Raw genomic sequence first — 23,178 nt, forward strand, 5'->3', positions numbered from 1 at the left:
CCCGATAGTCGTGGGATACTCTGGGACCACCAACAGCCAGAAAGCCCCGATAGTCGTGGGATACTCTGGGACCACCAACAGCCAGAAAGCCCCGAGTGTCTCGACTCGGTGGACTCACTGCGCTCCTCGTTCCTGCGGTGCTTGCGTCGTCCGCCGTCGTCGAGACACTCGCTCCTTTCAGTCCCACCGTCGGAGCAAGCTCCGACGAGCCCCCGTTCGCTCGCAGGCTCGCTCACGGGGACACCCAACCGCGACCGCACCGCACCTCACGCCTCCCCAGCCGATTCGCTCGCGCGGATGGCTCGACACGCTCCCTGCAGTCGCGCAGTCTCGCCAGCCGCGCGCCAGTCGGCTGGTCGATAGTCGAGACGCAGAGACAACTCGGGTTTTCCGCCGTCCCCAACGCTTAGTCCGCGGCGCACGTCTCCCCGTCCATGGACCTGCATCTCGACGGCGACGCGGCACTGGTCACGGCGAGTTCGGCCGGCCTCGGCAACGCGAGCGCGACGGCACTGGCCCGCGAGGGCGCGAACGTCACCATCTGCGGCCGGGACCCCGACCGGCTGGCCGACGCCGAGGCGGAGTTCGAAGGACTGGCGGGCGACGTGCTCGCGCTGGAGGCCGACATCACCGACCCGAAGGACATCGCCGCACTCGTGGAGGCGACGGTCGAGGAGTTCGGCGGACTGGACCATCTCGTCACCTCCGCCGGCGGCCCGCGCTCGGGCCCGTTCCTCGACATGACGGACCAGGACTTCTACGAGGCGTACGACCTGCTCGTGATGAGCGCCGTCTGGACACTCAAGGAGGCCCACCCCCACCTCGCGGCCGACGACGGCGGGACCTGGACCGCCATCACCTCCACCAGCGTGCAGGAGGCAATCGACGGGCTGGTGCTCTCGAACGGCGTACGCCGGGCGGTCGTCGGCGTCGCCAAGACCGTCGCCCGGGAGTGGGCACCCGACGTACGGGCGAACGTCGTCCTGCCGGCGGCCCACGAGACGAGTCGCATCGAGGAGCTGGTCGAGCAGAGCCTCGAACGCGGCGAGTACAGCAGCTACGAGGCGGGGCTGGTGGACTGGGCCGACGGCATCCCGATGGGCCGTATCGGCGACCCCGACGAGCTCGGCGACGTGGTCGCGTTCCTGGCGTCGGACCGGGCGAGCTTCGTGAACGGGGCGTCGGTGCCGGTGGACGGGGGGCGGCTGCGGAGCTGAGTCAGAACAGGTTCTCCTCGCGCAGTTCGCTCACGACCTCCCGCACTCGCTGGGCCTCGTCCTTCGGCACCACCAACACCCGGTCGTCGAACGCGGCGACGACCAGGTCGTCAACGCCGACGAGCGAGACGTGCTTGTCGCCCGCGACGACGTTGCCCGACGCGTCGCTTGTGAGTCCGTCACCGAGCACCGCGTTCCCGTCCCGCTCCTCGACACCGAGGCCGGCGTCAGTGAGCCGTTCCAGCGCGTCCCACGCCCCGAGGTCGTCCCAGTCGAACGTCGCGGGGACGACGTATGCGTCGTCGGTGCGTTCGAGCACGGCGTAGTCCACGCTGACGGCCTCGGCGCGGGCGAAGCCCTCGGCCGGGTCGTCGGCCGTCACGATGGGTGTAAGCGGCGTGTTCCGACACTCCCGGAGGAAGGCGTCGGGCGTCCACGCGAAGATGCCGGCGTTCCAGAGACAGCCCGCGTCGACGAGTTCGCGGGCGGTCTCGGCGTCGGGTTTCTCGCGGAAGGAGGCGACGGGTGCGACGCCGTCGTCGGTGTCGGCGTCGCCGCCGTCCTCGAAGCGTCCCTCGGGTTCGATGTAGCCGTAGCCCGTCGCCGGCCTGGTCGGTTCGACGCCCATCGTCACCAGCCCATCCGTCCCGACCGCAACGTCGCAGGCGTGTGCGGCGACGCTGGCGAAGTCGCCGTCGACGTGGTGGTCGCTGGGCACGCAGACGAGCACGGCGTCGTCGACCTGCTCGCGGATGCGGCGGGCGGCGTAGGCGAGCGCCGGTCCCGTATCCTTCCCCGCGGGTTCGACCAGCACGCCGGCGCGGGGGGCGTGCTCCCGGACCGCGTCCGCGTAGCGCTCGCCGGTGAGGACGTACGTCTCGTCGGCGAAGGCGACGCGGTCGACCGTGCTGGCGAGCAGCGAGCCGTCGCCGCCGAAGTCGAGGAACTGCTTCGGCCGGTCGGCCCTGCTGGCGGGGTAGAGCCGGGTGCCGGTGCCGCCGGCGAGCACCAGCGCGACCGTCGTCACCACGTCTCGATCACTCCCTCACGGATGTCCTCCAGACAGCCCTGGCAGTCGCGGTTCTCGGCGTCGAAACACGGCGGGACGCCGTCCTCCGAGAGCATGACGGCGCGCTTGTCGGCGTGGCGGCGGCAGACGATCTTCGCGCGGCCGTGCTCGTCGGCCGGGAGCCGGGTCACCGTCCGGCCCGTGGTGAACTGCTCGCGGGACTGCTCGTACTGCCGGCCGGCCGAGCGGATGGCCCGGCGGAGATAGCCGCCGATGCCGGAGTCGGGGCCGTCGCTCACCGGGACCACCGCCCGATGGCGGGCGTTCGGATGCGGGGTCGGCACGGACCCGTTGACATGCCCGAGCGTAGCGGGGCGGGCCACAAAGTCGCGTCGGTCGTCCACCTCCGCCTGGACCTGAGCGACGAATACAGGGGTTTCACGGCCAGCGACCGTCGTTTCACCCTCGGAGGGCGCTTTCACTTTCACCGCGCTTGGCACAGTTTAAATACCATCGCGCCCCAACGTCGATACGTCTCCCACTGAACACACGCGGAGACAGAGCCAACCATGACCGATGTGCGACAGCACGCCGAAGACTTACACGAACAGTTCTCCGGACACGCCGACGTGTCCGTCGACGAGATCGAGGAACGACTGGAACGACTGGTCGACGAGTTCAAGGTGCCGATGGACGAGGCCAAGCGCAGCGTCCGGAGCCACTACGTCGACGAGACTGGCGTCGACCGCGACGAGCTCGCGGGCGGCTCCAGCGACGAGGTCGAACTGGGCGACATCGACCAGGACGAGCAGTGGGTCGACCTGACAGTGAAGGTCACCCAGCTCTGGGAGCCCCGCTCCGACTCCATCGCCCAGGTCGGGCTGGTCGGCGACGAGTCCGGCACCAAGAAGTTCGTCTCCTTCGAGACCTCGGAGCTCCCCGAGCTCGAGGAGGGCGCGGTGTACCGCCTCTCGAACGTCGTCACCGACGAGTACGAGGGCCAGTACTCCGTGAAGCTCAACCGGACCACGACCATCGAGGAGCTCGACGAGGAGATCGAGGTCGGCGACGACGACGTGACCATCGAGGGCGCGCTCGTCGACATCCAGTCCGGCTCGGGCCTCATCAAGCGCTGTCCGGAGGAGGACTGCACGCGCGTGCTCCAGAACGGCCGCTGTGCGGAACACGGCGAGGTCGAGGGCACCTTCGACCTGCGCATCAAGGCGGTCGTCGACGACGGCGTCGACGCCCACGAGGTCATCTTCAACGAGGCCGCGACGGAGGACGTCGCGGACATCTCGCTGGAGGAGGCCAAGGACATGGCGATGGACGCACTCGACACGACCGTCGTCGCCGACGAGATCCGCGACGAGGTCATGGGAGTGTACTACCGCGTGACGGGCCCGACGTTCGGCCGCTACGTGCTGGCCGACGACGTCGAGGAACTGACCGAGCGTCCGGACACCGAGTCGACGCTCATCCGAGCGAGGTCGATGTGACATGAGCCAGGCACCCACCCGCGAGGTCGCCAAGCGCGTCTTCGCACGCGAGTTCAACGACGCGACGTACACGTTCAAGGAGTCCGACGAGGAGCGCGCCCCGAACTTCGCGCTCCTGCCGACGGGCGACCGTGCGAACCGCGTGTTCGTCGTCGGGACGCTCACCGAGACCGAGGACATCGGCGACGACTCGGAGTACTGGCGCGGCCGCGTGGTCGACCCCACGGGCACGTTCTTCATCTACGCCGGGCAGTACCAGCCCGAGGCGGCGGCGTTCCTGCGGGACACGGAGCCGCCGGCGTACGTCTCGGTCGTCGGCAAGCCCCGGACGTTCGAGACCGACGACGGCAGCGTCAACGTCTCGTTGCGGCCCGAATCCATCACCGCCGTCGACGAGGCGACGCGTGACCGCTGGGTCGTCGAGACGGCCGAGCGCACGCTCGACCGCGTCGAGGCGTACGACGACGAGACCAACGAGTACGCCGCGATGGCGACCGAGCGCTACGACGCGAGCCTGCTCGACAGCTACCGCGAGGAGGTCCTGACCGCACTCGAGAGCCTCGACGGCGTCGCCGAGGACGAGCCGGAAGCGACGGCCTGAAACCGGCGGCTCTCTCAGTCGACTTCGAGCGAGACGGCAGTCACGAGCGCCCAGAACGACGTCCCCAGGGTCGATGCGTACGGACCGCCGCCGACGAGGCCGACGACGGTTCCGAGGAGGATGAACACGGTGCCGCCGGCCGCCACCCCGCTTCCGACGTCCCGTTTCAGGAGCCCGAAGGCGTGGACCGCCGCCCCGGCGAGTACCGTCAGGTAGACGAGCGCCACAACCGGGAGGTACGCCGGACCGGACTCCCCACCCAGAACCGTCATTCCCCCGTAGTTCACGAGTTCGTACTGCGTCCAGTACAGCGACGTCGTCCAGACCAGGCCCTGGGCGACGACGAACGGGACGGCGACCACGGCGGCACTCGACGACGGGATGGACTCACGGCGGTCGACGGCGTCCCAGAACCAGGCGACGACGGCGACGTGGAGGCAGAGCACGCCGACGTTGCTCAGTACCACCGCCGTCCCGACCTGGCCGACGTACCCTTGCAGCGTCTGCGTCGCAGCGAGGCCGAGGACCGCGGCGACGAGCAGCGCGACTGGGGTGGACGACCGGTGGTCCCGCCGTCGGCCGTGGAGCGCGACGGCGAGGGCGGTAGACCCGACGAGCGTGGCGGCGACCGGGACGCCTCGAGACAGCAACATGCCTTCACGTCTCAAGGGAACGAACAAAACCGATTCGGAGTCGGTCGGTCCGTTCGGGCATCCACGGACCGTCTGACGAACGTTGAAGTGCCTGTGTGACAGTTACGGGTAGCATGGGCAACAAGAACAAGACGGTCTCGTTCCGCGTCAACGAGGACGCGTTCGAGACGCTGCAGGAGATCGCCGAGGAGCGCGACCTCTCGCTGTCGGCGGTGTTCCGCGACTACGTCGACATGCTCGTCGCCCACGACGGGCAGGTCGCGGTGGTGCCCGAGCACGAGGCCCCCGACGACGAACCGGTCGACGAGGCGTGGCCGCCGAAGGTCGAGGTGCCGAAGAGCTTCGTCCGCGAGCACGAGCGCCTCGAACTCGAAGCCGACCACCTGCGCGAGCAGCTCGACGAGTACAAGCAGTACGTCACCTACCTCCGCGAGCGCGTCGACGACGAGAACGACCAGGAGGTCATCCACCTCGAGGACCTCGACGGGGCCGAGGACGAGGACGACGAACCGTACCAGCTCGGCTAACCCGACAGCGTCTCCTTCTCCCGTTTCGCGGCCTTCCGGGCCTCCTCGTTGCCATCGACGCGGGCGAGCTCCTCCATCGCCTCCAGCGTGCGGACGGAGTTGTCGAGGAACGAGAGGATGTCACCCTCGTAGGCGTACACCATGTAGTCGTCACCCATCACGTCGACGATGGCCGACGGGCGAAGGCCCTGCGCCCGGAGTTCCAGCAGGTACCGGACGAACTTCTCCTCCGGGTGGCCACAGTACGGGCTGTTGTCACAGCCACAGTCCATGAAGTCCTTCGAGAAGTCGAGGACGCGCTCGCGGGTCGTCTCGTCGAGCTTGTCCAGCGCCTCACCACCGTTGAACAGCATGTCCAGCGTCGCCCCCTTGAACACGCCCTTGGGGATGTTCGTGTCCAGCTGGGAGCTCAGCTGCCGGTGGTTCTTGACGTAGATCTTGTCCGTGATGGCCACGCTTGGCCCACGTTAGGGTCGTGACGGGCAAAAACGTCGCGGTTCGGACCGTGACACCGCATGACGGAGCCTCTATCGAGTCGTAACGTATTTGAGTTCGACCCGGGTACGTTCTGGTGCAAGTGTCCGGGTTAGGGTAGTGGACTATCCTTCAGCCTTGTGGAGGCTGAGACGCGGGTTCGATTCTCGCACCCGGACTTTCTGTCTGCGAACGAACGTGAGCAGACGAACGTCCGTCGAAGAGAATCGAACCAGGGAGCAGCCGAGCACCGCGAGGCTGCGAGTGAGGTTCGATTCTCGCGGTCTTGCCCGTTCTCTTCGTGAGCGACACCAGACATGCACCGTCCAACCTCGAAGTAAGACGCATTGAGTCCCGGCCTCGTCTCAGCAGTCACGGCTACGTCGCCGTCGCCGTGGCCGGGTCCTCGTCGACCGGCCGGGGGCCGGCCGGAGGACGACCGCGGAACCCGCGCCAGAAGGAGACGAAGACGGACAGCGGCGGTTACGACGGGAACGCCGGCGGCAGAGAGCCTCAGTCGTCCTCCTCCGGAGCCACGGTGGGTTCGTCGTCCCCGGCTCCCGCCGGACCGGCGGCCGCCGTCGCGGTTCCGGCTCCGGTGTCGTCGTCGGAGTCGTCGTTCCGGGTTCCGTCGGCGGGCAGTACCGAGCCGTCGGAGTCGGAGTCGGGGAACTCGAAGGTGCGTTCGGTCTCGTCGGGCGCCTCGACGTCCTCCGGGGCGAGCACGTCGCCGGCGGTCGGCTCCGGCGGCGGGTCGTACACGTAGCAGAGCTCGCCGTCCGGGACGTAGAACCGGCCGTCGTCGCCCGACTCGATGACCCGGGAGTCCGTGTCGATGGCCACGTCCACGAGCCCGGTGAGCGAGTCCACCTCGACGACGGTCCGTGACCGCACCGCGTCGGGGACCGCGCCGACGGTGATCCACTCCGAGAACTCCTCGCGCTCGCTCTCGAACTGCGCCCTGGCCCGCTCTGGAGCGGTGGGTTCGATGCGCACGTCACGGTAGCGAACCGCGACACCCACGCTCACGAGAGCGAACGTGAGTAGCCAGACGGCGCCCGTGCCGACGAGCGACGCAGCGACGACGGGGCCGTCCGGCCGCTCGGTGACGCGCCGCCGTTCGGTGACGGTGACCGGGCTCGCATCGAGACCTGTCGGCTCGACGCGGACGGCGGTCCCGTCACCGGTGAACCGGACGCGGAGTTCCTCGGACTGGTCGACCGTCCGTCCGGCGACCTGCCCGCGCCGGTGGACCGTCGCCAGGAGGAACACCTGCGTCTCGCCGGCGCTGCTGTCGAGCGCGCGCTGGATGGCGTCGACGCGGTCGAACAGCGCGGTGGCGTTGACGGCGTACGGGACCCGGAGCTGTTCGCCGCCGTCGAGCGTCGCACTGGTGGTGTTCCGGGCGACCGTCCGCTCCCAGTAGACGGTCGTCTCGGTGCGCTGTCCGTCGCCAGCGCCCGACCCGTCGCTCTCGCCGACGGCGCGCAGGACCACCGCCGTCTCGACGGTCGTGTTCAGCGTCGCGTCGCCCTGGTGCCCGACGGTGACGGTGCCCGAGATGACCGGCGACACGTTCGCGAAGTACACGGGTCGGTTCTCGAGTCGCTCGCGGTCGTAGACGGGTGTCTTCGTGACGACGTCCGCGCCGTGGCTGACGGCTGCACTCGGTTCGTACAGCGTTCGCTCGTCCGTGACCGTCGTCGACTGTGGCTGTACCGCATCGGCAGCGACGACACCGGCGACCGCGCTCGCGACGAGACAGACGACCAGCAGTGTCCGGTAGTTGTCGGCGACCAACGCTCGGATACGTGTCCCTCCTCGTGTCACTCGGTGTTTCCCCCCAGTATGGGTGTCTTTCTGCCAATAATAAGCGTACACGTTGGTATATCACGCATCCACCGGGGCGAGTAACTATCACCGAGCGCGAGGATGACTAGTCACTCCGCCTTACGTCTCCCGGGCGGGCGTCCGTGGACTCGGTTCGACCGAGCCGGTCTCCTGGACGACGTCGAACGCCGTCATCAGGTCCGAGCGCGAGATGAGGCCGACGAGGTCGTCACCACGGACGACGAGCAACCGACCGACGCTCTTCGACTGCATCGTCTGGAGGGCCTCCATCGCGTCGGCGTCGGGGGTGATGGTGTGGAGCTCCCGTGTCATTATCTCCTCGACGGTGTAGGCGTCGCGCTCGACGGCCTTGACGCCGCGGGCGTCCTCCAGCGTGACGAGGCCGACGAGGCCGCCGTCGTCCATGACCGGATAGCCGGTGTGGCGCTCGGAGAACATCCGCGACATCAGCTCCGAGACGCTGGTCTCTGGCGTGACGGTGTGCAGGTCGGGACCGGGCGTCATCACGTCCCGCACGGTCACCCCCTCGAAGGCGGCCTTCATCACGACCTGCTGGGCCTCGGAGGACGCACCGATGTAGATGAAGAAGGCGATACCGATGAGCAGCCACTCGAAGTTGAGCAGCCCAAACAGTCCGAGCAGGAGCGCGAACACCTTCCCGACCTCGGCGGCCATCTGCGTGGCCTTCGCGTACGGTCGGGTGCGGGCGAGCAGCGCACGGAGGACTCGGCCGCCGTCCATCGGGAAGCCGGGCAGCATGTTGAACAGCGCGAGCGCGACGTTCATCAGCGCGAGGTAGCCGAGCACGAACCGTGCCGACGGCAGGCTCGTGGGAACGGCCAGGAACGCGCCGTAGGAGATCGCCCCGATGGCGATGGAGACGACCGGCCCGGCGATGGCGATCTGGAGCTCCTGCTTCCAGTCCTCGGGCATCTCCGAGAGGGAGGCGATGCCGCCGAATATCCAGAGCGTGATGGAGTCGATGGGGAAGCCGTACCGCATCGCGACGACCGAGTGCCCGAGCTCGTGGAGCACGACACCGACGAACAGGCCGATGGCGACCGCGAACCCGAGCACCCACGGCATCCAGCCCGCCACCAGCGGGTCGACCGGCAGGTTCGCCCCCATCGTCTCGTTGAGGAGGTCCGTCACGGAGCCGACCTGCTGCTGGATGAGGAACGCAAAGAGCGGCAGCACCAGCAGGAACGTCAGGTCCAGCTTGATGGGGATGCCGAACACCGACCCGATCCTGAAGCTTCGCATGCTATCGAGTAGCCACCGACCACTCTTAAATTGGGTGACGACGGCCGTCGGTCGGTGGTCGGAACCCGTTAAGTGCCAGTCGGTCCTACCGTCGCGTATGTCCGAGCAGACACCGGTCGTCCGCCGGAGCGAGGACGTATCGTACGAGCCAGTCGACGCCGCCGACGGTCTCTCGAAGGGTGTGCTCGTCGACGCCGACGACGGCGCACCCAACTTCGCCATCCGACGGTTCACCCTCGACCCCGATGCCGAGGTGCCAAAGCACACGAACGCGGTCGAGCACGAGCAGTACGTGCTGGCGGGTGAGTACGTCGTAGGTATCGGCGGCGAGGAACACGTCGTCTCCGCCGGCGACTCCCTGCTGATTCCGGCCGGGACCGTCCACTGGTACCGCAACGAGGGCGACGAACAGGGTGCGTTCCTCTGTGCGGTGCCCAACGGCGACGACGAGATACAGCTCCAGGAGTAACGGGTTCCGCCGCGGGCCCGACGAAGTTCCGAACCCCTGAAATACCCGGCTCTCGTACCGATTCGCGTGTCACGACAGGTCCAGCGCGTCGACACTCTGTTCCTCCACGAGGCCGGCAGGAACTACCTCGCGGTCGTCGAGCGCGACGGCGAGCGCGTCTTCCGTGCGAAGCTCGAACTCAAGGAGACGAACGCGGGTCCCCGTCCGGGCAAGTTCCGGCTCGTCCGCGACTCCAGCGAGGAGCCGCGCAGCCCCGAGGAGTTCGTCGAGATTGCACGTCGCGCCGAGCGAATCCGTATCTCCGAGCAGACCTCCGACCGCGCCCGCGAGGAGCTCCAGGCGATGCTCGACGGCTACCAGCTCGACGCGAAGGTCGTCCGGACCTGTCGCTACTGCGCCTCCGCCGGTCGGTACTCGCCCATCACGACGGACACGGCCGTCAAGGACGGTACGGACTGGATCTGCACCGACTGCGCCCGTCGCGAGCTGGAGAAGGAGCTGGCCTACCACGGCGAGTTCACCAGCGACGCGAAGGAGCGACTGGAGGACCTCCTCATCGAGGTACAGGATTTAGAGCGCATCAGCAACCTGCTCAAGGGCGAACTCGACCCGGACCTGACGAAGTTCGACGAGATATCGGCGACGACGGAGGACATCGACCTCGTCCCGGTCGACGACCTCGGTCTGCACCCGAAGCTGCAGGGCCTGCTCGACCAGCGGTTCGACACCCTGCTACCCGTCCAGAGCCTCGCCGTCGAGAACGGCCTGTTCGGCGAGCACGATGGCGACGGCCCACGCGGGATGGGCGACGACCAGCTGGTCGTCAGCGCGACGGCGACCGGAAAGACGCTCATCGGCGAGCTCGCCGGGCTCCAGAACGTCCTCGACGGGAAGGGGAAGATGCTCTTCCTCGTCCCGCTCGTCGCCCTCGCCAACCAGAAGCACGAGGACTTCGCGGACGAGTACGGCGACCTCGTCGACGTCACCATCCGGGTCGGGGCCAGCCGCGTCAACGACTCCGGCTCCCGGTTCGACCCCTCGGCCGACGTCATCGTCGGCACGTACGAGGGCATCGACCACGCGCTGCGGACCGGGAAGGACCTCGGCGACATCGGCACCGTCGTCATCGACGAGGTCCACACGCTGAAGGAGGAGGGCCGGGGGCACCGCCTCGACGGACTCATCTCCCGGCTGAAGCACTACAGCCAGCAGCGCCAGCAGCAGCGGTCGAGCTACGACGGCGCGCAGTGGGTGTACCTCTCCGCGACCGTCGGCAACCCCACCGAACTGGCGACGGGACTCCGCGCGAAGCTCATCGAGTTCGAGGAACGGCCGGTGCCAATCGAGCGCCACGTCACCTTCGCCGACGGGCGCGAGAAGCCCCGCATCATCAACCGCCTCGTCAAACGGGAGTTCGACCGCGAGTCCTCGAAGGGCTATCGTGGCCAGACCATCATCTTCACCAACTCGCGCCGGCGCTGTCACGAGATCTCCCGCAAGCTCGAGTACAGCGCCGCTCCCTACCACGCCGGCCTGGACTACGGCCGCCGGAAGAAGGTCGAGCGCATGTTCGGCGACCAGGACATCTCGGCGGTCGTCACGACAGCGGCCCTGGCGGCGGGTGTCGACTTCCCCGCCTCGCAGGTCATCTTCGACTCGCTCGCGATGGGCATCGAGTGGCTCTCCGTGCAGGAGTTCAGCCAGATGCTCGGCCGCGCCGGCCGCCCGGACTACCACGACCGCGGGAAGGTGTACATGCTCGTCGAGCCCGAGTGCACCTACCACAACTCCATGGAGATGTCCGAGGACGAGGTCGCGTTCAAGCTGCTCAAGGGCGAGATGGAGCCCGTCATCACCCGGTACGACGAGGACGCCGCCGTCGAGGAGACGCTGGCGAACGTCGCGGTCGCCGGCAAGTCCGCGAAGGCGCTCAACGACCGGATGCTCGGCGACATCCCCACGAAACACGCCGTCGGCAAGCTGCTGGAGTACGGCTTCATCGACGGCTTCGAGCCGACGCCGCTCGGACGGGTGGTGTGCGAGCACTTCCTCACCCCGGGCGACGCGTTCGCGATTCTGGACGGCATCCGGAAGGAGCAGCACCCGTATCAGGTGGTGGCCGAGCTGGAGCTGCGTGAGACGGAGCTGTGAGGTTGCGTTTCTGTTGACCGACACGTTCTCGTGAGTGCTGTTGCTGGTGACTCGAACAGCCAGAAAGCCCCGCTTGCCCGGGGATAGCACACCGGCTCCTACAACCAGAAAGCCCCGACGTGCTCGTCGGCTGCGACTCGCTGTCGTTCGAGAGAGCTTCGCTCTCTCGTGATGACGAAAGACGCCGAAGGCGTCTTTCGAACCACGGTCCTCACTCCGCTGCGGTCCTTGCCTCGTCTCGCTCGACGAGCACGTCGCCCCTTTCAGTCCCACCGTCGGACCTTCGGTCCGACGAGCCCCCATTCGCTCGCAGGCTCGCTCACGGGGACACCCGACCGCGACCGCACCGCACCTCAATCCTCCCCATCCGACTCCGGTGCTCGCTGGCGCTGTCGTTCGAAAATCGAAGATTTTCGTGATGTAGCCAGAAATCATGGATTTCTGGCTGCCTGCCGGACGTAGTCCGGCAATGACGAGAGAGCTTCGCTCTCTCGAACCACGCTCCTCGTCCCTCGCGCGGATGGCTCGCGGCCTCGCTGCGCTCGGCACGCTCCCCAGCCGCGCGCCACCCGGCTGGTTGGACGATGCCGGCGTGGAGGTTACAATATATCTAAACCCCGGCGTCGATACGCCGAACCCGCACCTGCAGACGTAACCCCCATGCCGCCCCGCCACCTAGCCCGAACAGAACCGATGGACGCGCAGACGCTCCAGTCCCACGCGAGCGGCCTCCCGACGGAGCCGGGGGTCTACCAGTTCCTCGAGGGCGACACGGTGCTGTACGTCGGGAAGGCGGTGGACCTGCGATCTCGGGTCCGTTCCTACGCGGACCCGCGGTCGGGGCGCATCGCGGGGATGGTCGAGCGCGCGGACGACCTCGACGTGGCCGTCACCGACACCGAGACGCAGGCGCTGCTGCTGGAGGCGAACCTCATCAAGCGTCACCAGCCGCGGTACAACGTGCGGCTGAAGGACGACAAGTCGTACCCGCTGGTGCAGCTGACCGACCACGAGTTCCCCCGCATCGAGGTGACCCGGGACCCGAACGAGGGTGCGACCGTCTTCGGCCCGTACACGAGCATGGGCACCGTCGAGACGGTGGTGAAGGCGCTCCGGGAGACGTTCGGCGTCCGGGGCTGCTCGGACCACAAGTTCGCTGGCCGCGAGCGGCCATGTCTGGACTACGAGATGGAGCTCTGTACCGCGCCGTGCACGGGTGAAATCGGCCCCGAGGAGTACGTCGCCGACGTCGAGTCGGTCGAGCAGTTCTTCGCCGGCGAGACGGGCGTCCTCGCCGACCCGCTCCGCCGGGAGATGGAGCAGGCCGCCGAGAGCCAGTCGTTCGAGCGCGCGGCGAACCTCCGGGACCGGCTCGAAGTCGTCGAGTCGTTCCACGGCAGCGGCGGGGAGGCCGTCAGCGGCCGGGACGAGTACGAGCGCTCGGTCGACGTGCTCGGAGTGGCGCTGCGGGGCGACGACGCGACGGTCGCGAGACTCCACGCCGACGGCGGCCAGCTGGTCGAGCGGGACCGGCACTCGATGGCCGCGCCAGAAGGCGCGAACCACGAGCCCGGTGACGCCGTCCCGGCCGTCCTCGCGGCGTTCCTCGTGCAGTACTACGCGGAGCGGGCGCTGCCCGACGCCATCCTGCTGCCCGAGCACCACGACGACGCGGAGGTCGCGGCGTGGCTGGACGCCGCGGACGTTGCGATCCGAGTGCCCGGCGCGGGGCGTGAGGCGAAGCTGGTCGAGCTGGCGCTGAAGAACGCCCGCCGGAACGTCGGCCGCCGGGACGAGTCCGCCGCGCTCGCGGACGAGCTCGGGCTCGGCCGCATCTCGCGCATCGAGGGCTTCGACGTGAGCCACGCACAGGGGAGAGCCGTCGTCGGCTCGAACGTCTGCTTCGTCGACGGGAGCGCGGAGAACTCCGACTACCGGCGGAAGAAGCTCGACGAGACGAACGACGACTACGCGAACATGCACGCCCTCGTGCGCTGGCGGGCCGAGCGCGCGCTCGCGGGCCGAGACGACCGTCCCGACCCCGACCTCCTGCTCGTCGACGGCGGCGAGGGCCAGCTCTCCGCGGCCATGGACGCGCTCGAAGCGGCGGACTGGGACGTACCCGCAATCGCGCTGGCGAAGGCAGAGGAGCTGGTCGTCACCCCCGACCGCACCCACGACTGGGACGGCGACGCGCCGCAGTTGCACCTGCTCCAGCGGGTGCGCGACGAGGCCCACCGCTTCGCGGTGCAGTACCACCAGTCGGTCCGTGACGACGTGTCGACGGTGTTGGACGACGTGCCCGGGGTCGGCCCCGAGACGCGCCGGCGGCTGCTGGGGCGGTTCGGCAGCGTCGAGAACGTCCGCGAGGCGAGCGTCGACGAGCTACTGGCGGTCGAGGGCGTCGGCGAGAAGACCGCAGCACAGCTGCGACGGCGGCTCTAGTAGGCGTCGCCGGCGCGGGGGTCGTCGGTTCTCGGCTGCCCGGTCCCGGTCGTCGCGATGTCGCGGGCGACCGTGCCGAGGTAGTGGAAGATACCGGCCTGCAGGATGAAGGCGAGCGGGAAGCCCACGAGCAGCAACATCAGCGGGATGATGACGAAGAGCGCGAGGAAGTTCACGATGGCCGCGACGACGAGCGCGACGAAGTAGTCGCTGGTGAACGCGATCTCGCGGACGGAGCCGAAGTCGAACGCCGCCATGAACTCCTCCTCGGTCGCGACGCCGACGAGCGCCGCAGGCATCACGTAGTACGCGAGCATGAGGAGGAGGAACGCGATGCCGCCGAGGACGAGCATGACGATGAGACCGATACCGCCGCCGGCGGCGGCACCGCCTTCACCGGCCGCGCTCCCGGCTGCCGCGCCGAAGGAGAACACGAATATACCGACGAAGAACACCCCGAACAGGAGCATCATCGGTATCAGTGTGTAGACGAGGGTGACGCCGAACATCATCGCTCCGTCCTTCAGCAGGGCCTCCCAGTCCTCGAACTCGGGGGGCGTCGGGTTGTTCCTGGCCCCGGCACGCATCGACTGGAGGCTGTACCCGTTCACGATGAGCTGTGGGAGCAGCGGGATGATACCCGAGGCGAGCAACAGGCCACCACCGATGATAGCCCGTAGCAGGCCGTCCTCTCCCTTCGTCGGGAACTTCAGTGAATCCACTACCATGGGTCGAAATCCAGCGCGCAGCTGAAAAATGTTCGGACATCGAAACGACGAAGAGAAGCTGGCTGCGGCGGCCTACCCCAGCTCGGAGCGACGGAACGAGAGGTAGCCGACGGCGAGCGAGACGGCCGACCACGCCAGCATCACGAGGACGGCGAACCACGTCTGGTCGTGCAGCTTGTCGCTCCCCGGCTGGAAGTTCATCTGGAACGACTGGTACTGGTCGAACACGCCGGCGTACACCGGTTCAGTCGACTGGAGGTACGCCGTCGCCGGCGAGAGGAGCTGCACGTAGCTCCGGGTGTTATCCGAGATGGTCACGCCCAGCAGGCTCTCGACGGTGTCGAGGATGGTCCCGAGGTTGATGACCGGGAAGAACCCGAACCAGAACACGACGAACAGGAAGTACGCGCCGAGCGCGCCGAACATCGCCCGCGACCGCGAGGAGGCGGCGGCGGAGATGGCGACGAAGATGCTGACGAACGACACCGTGTACGCGAGCGTGACGCCGGTGAAGACGGCGAACCGCTCGACGCTGGGGGCCTGGACGTACGTCGCGAACGCGATGACGAACGACACGAACATCCCCAGCACGACGGCGGCGGTGGCGACGCTCAGCCGCGAGACGAACTTCCCGAAGAAGTACTCCGCGCGGCTGTTCGGCAGCCCCATGACGTACTTGATGGTGCCGTCCATCCGGTCGCCGGCGATGGAGAGGTAGGCCAGCGGCGCGAGGAACAGCGGGAACACGAACGAGACGAACGCCGACACGTCGAACAGGGTCCGGTAGGGCTCGTCGTAGATGCCGTACTCCGAGGCGAATATCATCGCGACGAGCACGGTGAACACGCCGATGACGGCCAGCACGATGGACGACCGGCGAGCGTTCGTGAAGTCGTCGCGGGCGATGGTCGCCAGCCGCATCAGTCCTCACCTCCGGTGACCGGGGCCGCCTTCTCGGGCTGTGCGGCGACCGCCTCGTGCTCGCCGTTCGTGTACTCCTCGAACAGCGACTCCAGCGAGGTCGTCTCGATGCCGATGTCCTCGACCGTCGCGGCGTCGTCGATGCGTCGGAGCGCCGGCATCTTCGCCGCGGGGTCGCCACAGGTCACCGTGACCACGTCCTCGGTGGCGGTCACGTCGCGCACGCCGTCGACCGCACGGACCGGCTCCAGGTCGGGGACCGCGTCCACGGTCGCCTCGACGACGCCACCGACCCCCATCTCGGTGCGGAGCTCGTCGAGCGTGTCCAGCGCGACGAGTTCGCCCTCGGCCATGATGCCGACCCGGTCGCAGACCTTCTCCACCTGGTCGAGGATGTGGCTGGAGAAGAACACCGTCGCGCCGCGGTCTGCCTCCTCGCGGACGATGTTCCGCAGGAGCTTGATACCCTTCGGGTCGAGCCCGGAGGAGGGCTCGTCGAGCACCAGCAGGTCCGGCTCGCCGACGAGCGCGATGGCGAGCCCGAGACGCTGTTGCATCCCCTTGGAGTACCCGCCGGCGGCCCGGCGGGCGTCCTCGGGGTCGAGGCCGACCCGGTCGAGCAGCTCGTCCGGGTCGTCGTCGGCCTCCTTCGTCTCGATGGCGGAGACGAGGTGCTCCCGGCCGGTCAAGTTCTCGTACAGCCCGTACCCCTCGGGAAGCAGCCCGATGCGCTCGCGGACGGCCCGGGAGTGGGTCGTCACGTCCGCGCCGAGCACCTCGGCACCGCCACTGGAGGGCTCGATGAAGCCGAGGAGCACGTTGATAGTCGTCGACTTCCCGGCCCCGTTCGGGCCGAGGAAGCCGAACACTTCCCCCTCCTCGACGGTCAGGTCGAGGCCGTCGACGGCGACGACGTCACCGAACCGCTTGGTGAGGTCGTCGGTTCGTATCGCTGCCATGTGGTTCGACGTACTCACACCATCCCGAAATATCTCGGGCCGCGGTTTCAGAATCTGAAGTGCGTGGCCGCCGTCAGTCGGCGACCGCGAGACGGTCCCGGAGGAACCGTCGGAGCGCCGGTTCGTACTCCGACTGCCACGACGGCGCGTCGATGAGCCCGTGGCCGGCCCCCTCGGCGGTGAACAGCTCGACCGGGACGGATGCGGCCCGCAGCGAGTCGCGCAGCCGGGTCGCGGACCGGTACGGCACCACGCCGTCCTCGGTGCCGTGGAGCAACAGGGCTGGTGGGTCGTCCGCGTCGGTGTGAGAGACGGGCGAGGCCCGCTCGTAGGTGGACTCCGGCTCCTCGGACCCGACGAACGTCTGCACGAGCGCGCTCTCCATCGACTCGGAGTCGGCGAGGTCGTAGATGCCGCTGAACCCGACGAGGGCGTCGACCGCGACCGGCTGGTCCGGCCTGACGTCGGGCCGGAACGCCGGCACGTCAGGTGCGACGGCGACGAGCGCGGCGAGGTGTGCGCCCGCGGAGTAGCCCGCGAGCGCGCCACGAACAGGGTCGATGCCGTACTCGGCGGCGTTCGCACGGACCCAGGTCACCGCCGCGACCACGTCACGGACGGGGACGGGGAACTGTGCGCCCGGTGCGAGCCGGTACTGGACGTCGGCGACCGCGATACCGGCCTCACAGAGCATGGGGAACAGTGGCCTGAATCCCTTGTCACCCTGGAGCCAGCCGCCGCCGTGGGCGAACACGACGAACGGGACATCCGTCCGGTCCCGGGGGCGGTACAGGTCCAGCCGGAGCGGTCCCGCGTCGGTCTCGACGAACGACAGGTCCCGGTCGACCCGGTAGGCGGGCTCCGTCGCGGTCCCCGTCGTCGTCTCCGTCGATTCTGTCGTCGTCGCCGTCGTTGCGACCGTCGTGCCGGCGCGCGTTGTCGACGGCGACATCTCCGTCCCGCCGCCGTCGCTCTGGCAGCCGGCGAGCAGCGCCGCCGTGGCCGTCGCGAGGATGCCGCGTCGTGTCCAGTCGCCGTCCCCGTCTGTCATCGGCCACCGCTACGGGCCGCCGCGGTTTATTTCTCCGGATACCGGGCGGACGAGAAGCGTCAGAACTCGGGGTCCGCCTCTGGCTCGATGGTGCCGTCCTCCGGGTCCGAAAGCGCCTCGAACTCGGTCCGGAGGTCGCGGATGCGGTCGCGGATGTCGGCGGCGAGCTCGAACTCGAGGTTGTTCGCGGCCTCCTGCATCCGCTCCTCGAGGCGCTGGATGCGTGCGGCGGCGGCCTCCGCGTCCGCTGGGCCGTCCTCGCTGGCGAGCCCGTCGGTGTCGGTCGCCGCGCCGGGGAGGTTCGTCTCCCCGACCTCCTTCTCGATGGTCGTCGGCGTGAAGCCGTGGTCCTCGTTGTACTGCTGCTGGATGCGCCGGCGGCGCTGGGTCTCCTCGATGGCGGCGTCCATCGCGTCGCTGTGGTCGTCGGCGTACAGTACGACTTCGCCGTTGACGTTGCGAGCGGCGCGCCCCATCGTCTGGACGAGCATCGTCTCCGAGCGGAGGAACCCCTCCTGGTCGGCGTCGAGGATGGCGACGAGGCTCACCTCGGGGATGTCCAGCCCCTCGCGGAGCAGGTTGATGCCGACGAGCACGTCGATGTCCCCCAGGCGCAGCGCCCGAACCAGCTCGTGGCGCTCCAGCGTGTCCGTCTCGTCGTGCATGTACGCCACGTCGATGCCCGACTCCTCCAGGAACTCGGTGAGGTCCTCGGCCATCCGCTTGGTGAGCGTCGTCACGAGAGTGCGTTCGTCGCGCTCGACTCGTTCGTCGATGCGGTCCATCAGGTCGTCGACCTGACCAGTCGCGGGCGCGACCTCGACCGCCGGGTCGACGAGGTGGGTCGGGCGAACGATCTGTTCCGCGATGTTGTCGCTGTGCTCGCGCTCGTAGTCGCCGGGGGTCGCGGAGACGTACAGCCGCTTGTCGGTCTTCTCGAAGAACTCCTCGTAGGTCAGCGGGCGGTTGTCGTACGCCGTCGGCAGCCGGAACCCGTTCTCGACCAGGGAGTCCTTCCGGGACTTGTCGCCGGCGAACTGGCCCTTGATCTGGGGCAGCGTCTGGTGCGACTCGTCGATGACACAGAGGAAGTCGTCGGGGAAGTAGTCGAGGAGGGTGTAGGGCGCCTCGCCGGATTCGCGGTCCGACAGGTACAGCGAGTAGTTCTCGATACCCGAGCAGTAGCCCGTCTCCTGCATCATCTCCAGGTCGAACGTCGTCCGCTCCTCGATGCGCTGGGCCGCGACGGCGTCGCCCGTGCGCTCGAAGTAGCGCACCCGGTCCGCCATGTCGGACTCGATCTGCTCCATCGCGCGCTCCAGGCGCTCCTCCGGGATGGAGTAGTGCTCCGCCGGGTGGACCAGCACGGCCGGCTCCTCGCTGACGACCTCGCCCTGCATCGGATCCATCTTCACCATGCGGTCTATCTCGTCGCCCCAGAGCTCGACGCGGACGGCGTAGCGGCCGTACATCGGGTATATCTCGACGGTGTCGCCGCGCACCCGGAACGTCCCCTGCGTGAAGTCCACGTCGTTGCGCTCGTAGTTCAGGTCGACCAGCCGGGCGAGCAGCTCGTCGCGACCCACCTGCTCGCCCACCTCCAGCCGCATGGACATGTCGACGTAGTTCGCCGGGTCGCCGAGCCCGTAGATGGCAGAGACGCTGGCGACCACGATGACGTCGTCCCGGGTGAGCAGCGAGCGGGTGGCCGAGTGCCGGAGCCGGTCTATCTCGTCGTTGATGGAGGCGTCCTTGTCGATGAAGGTGTCCGTCTGCTCGACGTACGCCTCCGGCTGGTAGTAGTCGTAGTAGCTGACGAAGTACTCGACGGCGTTGTCCGGGAACAGCTCGCGGAACTCCTCGTAGAGCTGTGCCGCCAGCGTCTTGTTGTGCGCGATGACCAGCGTCGGCTCCTGGAGCTCCTCGACGGTCCAGGACACCGTGTTGGTCTTGCCCGACCCCGTCACCCCGAGCAGGGTCTGCTCGGTCGCACCCGACTCGAAGCCCTCGACCAGGGACTCGATGGCCGCGGGCTGGTCGCCCGCCGGCTCGAACGGGGCGTCCACCCGGAACGGCGTCTGGGCGTCCGGGCGGTCGGGTAAGAGGGGGCCGGAGTTGGCGTCGCTCATCTTGCCCGTGGTAAGCGAGCCAGGGCAAAGAGTCGTACGCTCGCGAGTGACGGTGGTCGTGCCCGCCACCCGGCTCCCCCGGCCCAGTCCCCAGCATCGAGAGGCAGTGACACGCCACAACACACATCCGATACGGTTTTCCCGACCCCAGAGCAACCACCTTGCAAATGCTCGACCGCCGATACCTCCGGGAGAACCCCGAGGACGTCCGCGAGAGTCTCGACGACCGGGGCTACGACGTGGACCTCGACGAGATCCTGGAACTGGACGCAGCGTGGCGCGAACTGAAAGCCGAAGGCGACGACCTCCGCCACGAGCGCAACGAGGTCAGCAGCAAGATCGGCCAGCTGAAACAGGAGGGCAAGGAGGAGGCGGCCCAGGAGGCCATCGAGCGGTCCAGCGAGCTCAAGGAGCAGCTCCAGCAGGTCGAGAAGCGCACCGACGAACTCGAGGACGAACTCGACGAGGCCATGCTCGAACTCCCGCAGGTCCCCCACGAGAGCGTCCCCGTCGGCGACGACGAGGCCGACAACGTCGAGGTCGAGCGCTGGGGCTTCGACGACCTGCGCGACCTGCCCGACGAGGTCACGCCGCACTACGACCTCGGCGAGGAGCTCGACATCATCGACGAGGCCCGCGGCGCGAAGACCACCGGCGCCGGCTTCTACTTCCTGAAGGGCGACGGCGCGCGCCTCGAGCACGCGCTCATCCAGTTCATGCTGGACGTCCACCGCGAGCAGGAGTACGTCGACGTGTTCCCCCCGGTTCCGGTGAAGTCGACCTCGATGCGCGGCACTGGCCAGCTGCCGAAGTTCAACGAGGACGCCTACCGCATCGGCGGCGACGAGTTCGACGAGTACGACGACGACGACCTCTGGCTCTGCCCCACCGCGGAGGTGCCGGTCACGAACATGTACCGCGACGACATCCTCCTCCGGGAGGACCTCCCGCTGAAGCACCAGGCGTACACGCCGAACTTCCGACGCGAGGCCGGCGAACACGGCACCGAGACGCGCGGCATCGTCCGCGTCCACCAGTTCAACAAGGTCGAGCTCGTCAACTTCGTCGAGCCCGAGGAGAGCTACGACCGCCTCGACGCGCTCGTCGCGGAGGCCGCCGAGGTGCTCGAACGCCTCGGGCTCCCGTACCGCGTGCTGGACCTCTGCACCGGCGACCTCACGTTCGCCTCCGCGAAGACGTACGACCTCGAGGTCTGGGCACCGGGCACGGACAGCGACGACGCTCCCGAGGAGCTGGGCGGCCGCTGGCTGGAGGTCTCCAGCGCCTCGAACTTCGAGGACTTCCAGGCGCGCCGGGCGGGCATCCGCTACCGGCCCGAACACCACGAGAGCGCCGAGTACCTGCACACGCTCAACGCCTCGGGGACCGCCGTCGGCCGCGTGATGGTCGCCATCCTGGAGTACTACCAGAACGAGGACGGCACCGTCGACGTCCCCGAGCCGCTCCAGCCGTACATGGGCGGCACCGAGGTCATCGAGGGCCACGAGAAGGTCGGCGAGAGCGCGCTCGGCACCGACGAGTAACGCCCGACCCCCGCCGCGAAACGCTTTTTCGACGTCCCGCCGTGGCTATCGTATGTTCCCGCCCGCGTTCTTCGGCGGCGTCGGTGCCCCCGAGCTCGTCATCATCCTGTTCGTCTTCTCGCTCCCGGTCGCGCTGGTGCTCCTCGCCGGCGTCATCCACGCCGCGCAGTCCCAGCAGTCGAGCACGGACCGCGCGCTCGAGGAGCTCCGCATCGCCTACGCCCGCGGCGAGGTGGACGACGACGAGTTCGAGCGACGGAAGCGAACGCTCGAAACCGAAGGGCGGGACTGAGACAGCCTCACCGCGTGTACGTCTCGACGCGCTCGATTCGACCCGCCGAGAGCGTGAACACGTCGACGAACCGGAGCAGCGGCTCGCCGTCCTCGCACACCCGACCACGCACCAGCACCGTTCGCTCGGCGTCACCGTTCTCACCGGGAGCAGCTTCCGGCCGGAACCGACCCCGTAGCTCGTGGCTCGTCTCCGGTGACGGTCGGCCGTCCCGCATGAACCGGACGAACGGCTCGCGACCCTCGAACGAGCGGTCCGGCCGGTGCTGGACGAACGACGGCGAGAGGACCGAGCGGAGCGTCTCGTAGTCGTGCTCGTCGAGCGCGCGGTAGTACGTCGCGACCGGGTCGTCGGAAGCCATGGGCGTGCTTCGGTCGCCGTCAACAGAAACCCCGTGGTCGGCGACGGAGCACGAGACCGCCGGCGGCTACTCCTCCGGGAACAACGAGGACGGTGCCGGCAGCTCGTCGCCGGTGCTCGCTGCCTCGTGTGGCTCCTCCGCGTCCGTCCGGTACTCGTCGCCCAGCTCGTCCTCCCCGTCCGCGTAGTACTCGGCCGAGCGAGCGTACCACCGGGCAGCCTGTCGGTAGTCGTCGGCACGGTCGCCGGCCGCCTCGCAGGCCCGTTCCACGCGTGCCGACTCCGCGAAGCGTTCGGCGGAGCGGAAGCTCTCGGCCGCCGCGTCGAAGTACGCGACCGCGTCGTCGAAGTGCTCTACCGCGCCGAGCCACGCGGCCACCTCGTACTCGCTCCAGGCGGTCTCGAACCGGTCACGCCCCGTGTCGAGGTGTTCGTGTCCCCGAGCGTACCGCTGGACTGCAGTCCGGTCGTCCCGCACGTCGTCGATGGCCGCGCGGACCTCTCCCACGTCCGGCAGCACGCTCTGGTCGTCCGTCGACCAGGCGTAGCGCACCCGCTGGCGCTCGTCGATGACGAACACCGAGCGCTTCGGGACGTTGCGGTGCCCGCGCCAGTCAGCCATGCAGACGCCGTACTCCGCGGCGACCTCGCCCATGCTGTCTGCCAGCAGCGGGTAGGTGATGTCGTACTCCTCGGCGAAGCGACGGTGGCTGTACACCGAGTCTCCGGAGATGCCGAAGAGAGTCACGTCCGCGTCGAGGTTCAGCAGGTCCATATCCTGCAGCGTGCAGAGCTCGTTCGTGCACGTCGGGCTGAAGTCGGCCGGATAGAAGGCGATGACGACGAGGTCCTCTCTGAGTGCGTCGACGAGGGAGTACTCGTCGAAATCGCCCCCCTCGACGCCAGGAAGTGAGAAGTTCGGGGCTTCGGAGCCGACGGAAAGCATGGAACAGTGTATCGTCCCCGTCGACTTAACCATGGTTGCCGGTCGACGACCACGTCACGACACCGCCGCCGGCCAACGGTTTTCACACG

The 23,178-nt window shown here is 68.3% G+C and carries 22 protein-coding genes and 1 tRNA gene; 10 read left to right on the forward strand and 13 right to left on the reverse strand.

Features of this window, described 5'->3' with window-relative positions:
* Window positions 1-434: 434 nt before the first annotated feature.
* Window positions 435-1,217: an SDR family oxidoreductase gene (locus BLT27_RS06365; protein WP_089732210.1), complete on the forward strand. Its 783-nt coding sequence runs from the start codon at window positions 435-437 to the stop codon at window positions 1,215-1,217.
* 1 nt (window position 1,218) lies between these two features.
* Here the strand turns inward: BLT27_RS06365 and BLT27_RS06370 are convergent, their stop codons facing one another.
* The gene (locus BLT27_RS06370) at window positions 1,219-2,247 is read right to left on the reverse strand and encodes a mannose-1-phosphate guanylyltransferase (RefSeq protein WP_089732211.1); all 1,029 of its coding nucleotides are present in this window, start codon (window positions 2,245-2,247) and stop codon (window positions 1,219-1,221) included.
* Window positions 2,241-2,525 carry a DUF7091 family protein gene (locus BLT27_RS06375; RefSeq protein ID WP_245707647.1) on the reverse strand — a complete coding sequence of 95 codons (285 nt, stop codon included), beginning with the start codon at window positions 2,523-2,525 and terminating at the stop codon, window positions 2,241-2,243. The genes BLT27_RS06370 and BLT27_RS06375 overlap by 7 nt, the downstream gene beginning before the upstream one ends.
* Window positions 2,526-2,795: 270 nt before the next feature.
* Here BLT27_RS06375 and BLT27_RS06380 point away from each other — a divergent pair, with 270 nt between their 5' ends.
* The gene (locus tag BLT27_RS06380) at window positions 2,796-3,725 is read left to right on the forward strand and encodes a replication factor A (protein ID WP_089732212.1); all 930 of its coding nucleotides are present in this window, start codon (window positions 2,796-2,798) and stop codon (window positions 3,723-3,725) included.
* A 1-nt stretch (window position 3,726) separates the two neighbouring features.
* The gene (locus BLT27_RS06385; RefSeq protein ID WP_089732213.1) at window positions 3,727-4,326 is read left to right on the forward strand and encodes an RPA family protein; all 600 of its coding nucleotides are present in this window, start codon (window positions 3,727-3,729) and stop codon (window positions 4,324-4,326) included.
* 14 nt (window positions 4,327-4,340) lie between these two features.
* Here BLT27_RS06385 and BLT27_RS06390 read toward each other — a convergent pair whose 3' ends face one another.
* On the reverse strand, window positions 4,341-4,979 hold the full coding sequence (locus BLT27_RS06390; protein WP_089732214.1) for a histidine kinase N-terminal 7TM domain-containing protein: 639 nt from the start codon (window positions 4,977-4,979) through the stop codon (window positions 4,341-4,343).
* A 113-nt stretch (window positions 4,980-5,092) separates the two neighbouring features.
* Here BLT27_RS06390 and BLT27_RS06395 point away from each other — a divergent pair, with 113 nt between their 5' ends.
* Window positions 5,093-5,506, forward strand: a complete 414-nt coding sequence (locus BLT27_RS06395; protein ID WP_089732215.1) for a DUF8146 domain-containing protein — start codon at window positions 5,093-5,095, stop codon at window positions 5,504-5,506.
* Here the strand turns inward: BLT27_RS06395 and BLT27_RS06400 are convergent.
* Entirely contained in the window at window positions 5,503-5,961 is a 459-nt protein-coding gene (locus BLT27_RS06400) for a DUF5814 domain-containing protein (protein WP_089732216.1), read from the reverse strand. The two genes, BLT27_RS06395 and BLT27_RS06400, sit on opposite strands and share 4 nt — an antisense overlap.
* A gap of 125 nt (window positions 5,962-6,086) precedes the next feature.
* Here BLT27_RS06400 and BLT27_RS06405 point away from each other — a divergent pair.
* Window positions 6,087-6,159: transfer RNA gene (locus tag BLT27_RS06405), tRNA-His, on the forward strand.
* Window positions 6,160-6,493: 334 nt separating this feature from the next.
* Here the strand turns inward: BLT27_RS06405 and BLT27_RS06410 are convergent.
* Both BLT27_RS06410 and BLT27_RS06415 read right to left on the reverse strand, forming a co-directional pair.
* Window positions 6,494-7,810, reverse strand: a complete 1,317-nt coding sequence (locus BLT27_RS06410; RefSeq protein WP_139172267.1) for a DUF5305 family protein — start codon at window positions 7,808-7,810, stop codon at window positions 6,494-6,496.
* Window positions 7,811-7,930: 120 nt separating this feature from the next.
* Window positions 7,931-9,094, reverse strand: a complete 1,164-nt coding sequence (locus tag BLT27_RS06415; protein WP_089732218.1) for a CBS domain-containing protein — start codon at window positions 9,092-9,094, stop codon at window positions 7,931-7,933.
* Between the two features lie 97 nt (window positions 9,095-9,191).
* On the opposite strand from BLT27_RS06415, the gene BLT27_RS06420 reads away from it, so the two are divergent.
* From BLT27_RS06420 to BLT27_RS06435, 3 genes are all read left to right on the forward strand, one after another.
* The gene (locus tag BLT27_RS06420) at window positions 9,192-9,563 is read left to right on the forward strand and encodes a cupin domain-containing protein (protein ID WP_089732219.1); all 372 of its coding nucleotides are present in this window, start codon (window positions 9,192-9,194) and stop codon (window positions 9,561-9,563) included.
* A gap of 66 nt (window positions 9,564-9,629) precedes the next feature.
* On the forward strand, window positions 9,630-11,714 hold the full coding sequence (locus BLT27_RS06425; protein WP_089732220.1) for a DEAD/DEAH box helicase: 2,085 nt from the start codon (window positions 9,630-9,632) through the stop codon (window positions 11,712-11,714).
* Between the two features lie 693 nt (window positions 11,715-12,407).
* Entirely contained in the window at window positions 12,408-14,159 is a 1,752-nt protein-coding gene (locus BLT27_RS06435; RefSeq protein WP_089732222.1) for an excinuclease ABC subunit C, read from the forward strand.
* On the opposite strand, the gene BLT27_RS06440 is transcribed toward BLT27_RS06435, so the two are convergent.
* The 5 genes from BLT27_RS06440 to uvrB all read right to left on the reverse strand — a co-directional run bounded on the left by BLT27_RS06440 (window position 14,156) and on the right by uvrB (window position 19,947).
* Window positions 14,156-14,887: a DUF4013 domain-containing protein gene (locus tag BLT27_RS06440; RefSeq protein WP_089732223.1), complete on the reverse strand. Its 732-nt coding sequence runs from the start codon at window positions 14,885-14,887 to the stop codon at window positions 14,156-14,158. The genes BLT27_RS06435 and BLT27_RS06440 overlap by 4 nt on opposite strands.
* 72 nt (window positions 14,888-14,959) lie before the next feature.
* Window positions 14,960-15,808 (reverse strand): ABC transporter permease, encoded by an 849-nt coding sequence (locus tag BLT27_RS06445; RefSeq protein ID WP_089732224.1) that lies wholly within the window; start codon window positions 15,806-15,808, stop codon window positions 14,960-14,962.
* Window positions 15,808-16,767 (reverse strand): ABC transporter ATP-binding protein, encoded by a 960-nt coding sequence (locus BLT27_RS06450; protein ID WP_089732225.1) that lies wholly within the window; start codon window positions 16,765-16,767, stop codon window positions 15,808-15,810. The genes BLT27_RS06445 and BLT27_RS06450 overlap by 1 nt, the downstream gene beginning before the upstream one ends.
* Before the next feature lie 73 nt (window positions 16,768-16,840).
* Window positions 16,841-17,818 (reverse strand): alpha/beta hydrolase, encoded by a 978-nt coding sequence (locus tag BLT27_RS06455; RefSeq protein WP_089732226.1) that lies wholly within the window; start codon window positions 17,816-17,818, stop codon window positions 16,841-16,843.
* 59 nt (window positions 17,819-17,877) lie between these two features.
* Window positions 17,878-19,947, reverse strand: coding sequence for an excinuclease ABC subunit UvrB (gene uvrB / locus BLT27_RS06460; protein WP_089732227.1), 2,070 nt, complete (start codon window positions 19,945-19,947; stop codon window positions 17,878-17,880).
* Between the two features lie 167 nt (window positions 19,948-20,114).
* On the opposite strand from uvrB, the gene serS reads away from it, so the two are divergent.
* Window positions 20,115-21,491 carry a serine--tRNA ligase gene (gene serS, locus BLT27_RS06465; RefSeq protein ID WP_089732228.1) on the forward strand — a complete coding sequence of 459 codons (1,377 nt, stop codon included), beginning with the start codon at window positions 20,115-20,117 and terminating at the stop codon, window positions 21,489-21,491.
* Between the two features lie 52 nt (window positions 21,492-21,543).
* Window positions 21,544-21,783, forward strand: a complete 240-nt coding sequence (locus BLT27_RS06470) for an SHOCT domain-containing protein (protein ID WP_089732229.1) — start codon at window positions 21,544-21,546, stop codon at window positions 21,781-21,783.
* Window positions 21,784-21,790: 7 nt separating this feature from the next.
* Here BLT27_RS06470 and BLT27_RS06475 read toward each other — a convergent pair whose 3' ends face one another.
* Both BLT27_RS06475 and BLT27_RS06480 read right to left on the reverse strand, forming a co-directional pair.
* Window positions 21,791-22,144 (reverse strand): nuclear transport factor 2 family protein, encoded by a 354-nt coding sequence (locus BLT27_RS06475; protein WP_089732230.1) that lies wholly within the window; start codon window positions 22,142-22,144, stop codon window positions 21,791-21,793.
* Window positions 22,145-22,210: 66 nt separating this feature from the next.
* Entirely contained in the window at window positions 22,211-23,089 is an 879-nt protein-coding gene (locus tag BLT27_RS06480; RefSeq protein ID WP_175526404.1) for a redoxin domain-containing protein, read from the reverse strand.
* Window positions 23,090-23,178 lie beyond the last annotated feature (89 nt).

Origin of the sequence: Haloarchaeobius iranensis (genome assembly GCF_900103505.1) — an archaeon.
Lineage (GTDB): Archaea > Halobacteriota > Halobacteria > Halobacteriales > Natrialbaceae > Haloarchaeobius > Haloarchaeobius iranensis.

Bases quoted from the DNA above. Each gene is read 5' to 3' on its own strand.
- BLT27_RS06365 (WP_089732210.1), top strand. From the start codon at position 435: ATGGACCTGCATCTCGACGGCGACGCGGCACTGGTCACGGCGAGTTCG.
- BLT27_RS06380 (WP_089732212.1), top strand. From the start codon at position 2,796: ATGACCGATGTGCGACAGCACGCCGAAGACTTACACGAACAGTTCTCC.
- BLT27_RS06385 (WP_089732213.1), top strand. From the start codon at position 3,727: ATGAGCCAGGCACCCACCCGCGAGGTCGCCAAGCGCGTCTTCGCACGC.
- BLT27_RS06390 (WP_089732214.1), bottom strand. From the start codon at position 4,979: ATGTTGCTGTCTCGAGGCGTCCCGGTCGCCGCCACGCTCGTCGGGTCT.
- BLT27_RS06395 (WP_089732215.1), top strand. From the start codon at position 5,093: ATGGGCAACAAGAACAAGACGGTCTCGTTCCGCGTCAACGAGGACGCG.
- BLT27_RS06415 (WP_089732218.1), bottom strand. From the start codon at position 9,094: ATGCGAAGCTTCAGGATCGGGTCGGTGTTCGGCATCCCCATCAAGCTG.
- BLT27_RS06420 (WP_089732219.1), top strand. From the start codon at position 9,192: ATGTCCGAGCAGACACCGGTCGTCCGCCGGAGCGAGGACGTATCGTAC.
- BLT27_RS06435 (WP_089732222.1), top strand. From the start codon at position 12,408: ATGGACGCGCAGACGCTCCAGTCCCACGCGAGCGGCCTCCCGACGGAG.
- BLT27_RS06440 (WP_089732223.1), bottom strand. From the start codon at position 14,887: ATGGTAGTGGATTCACTGAAGTTCCCGACGAAGGGAGAGGACGGCCTG.
- BLT27_RS06445 (WP_089732224.1), bottom strand. From the start codon at position 15,808: ATGCGGCTGGCGACCATCGCCCGCGACGACTTCACGAACGCTCGCCGG.
- BLT27_RS06450 (WP_089732225.1), bottom strand. From the start codon at position 16,767: ATGGCAGCGATACGAACCGACGACCTCACCAAGCGGTTCGGTGACGTC.
- BLT27_RS06455 (WP_089732226.1), bottom strand. From the start codon at position 17,818: ATGACAGACGGGGACGGCGACTGGACACGACGCGGCATCCTCGCGACG.
- uvrB (WP_089732227.1), bottom strand. From the start codon at position 19,947: ATGAGCGACGCCAACTCCGGCCCCCTCTTACCCGACCGCCCGGACGCC.
- serS (WP_089732228.1), top strand. From the start codon at position 20,115: ATGCTCGACCGCCGATACCTCCGGGAGAACCCCGAGGACGTCCGCGAG.
- BLT27_RS06470 (WP_089732229.1), top strand. From the start codon at position 21,544: ATGTTCCCGCCCGCGTTCTTCGGCGGCGTCGGTGCCCCCGAGCTCGTC.
- BLT27_RS06475 (WP_089732230.1), bottom strand. From the start codon at position 22,144: ATGGCTTCCGACGACCCGGTCGCGACGTACTACCGCGCGCTCGACGAG.
- BLT27_RS06480 (WP_175526404.1), bottom strand. From the start codon at position 23,089: ATGCTTTCCGTCGGCTCCGAAGCCCCGAACTTCTCACTTCCTGGCGTC.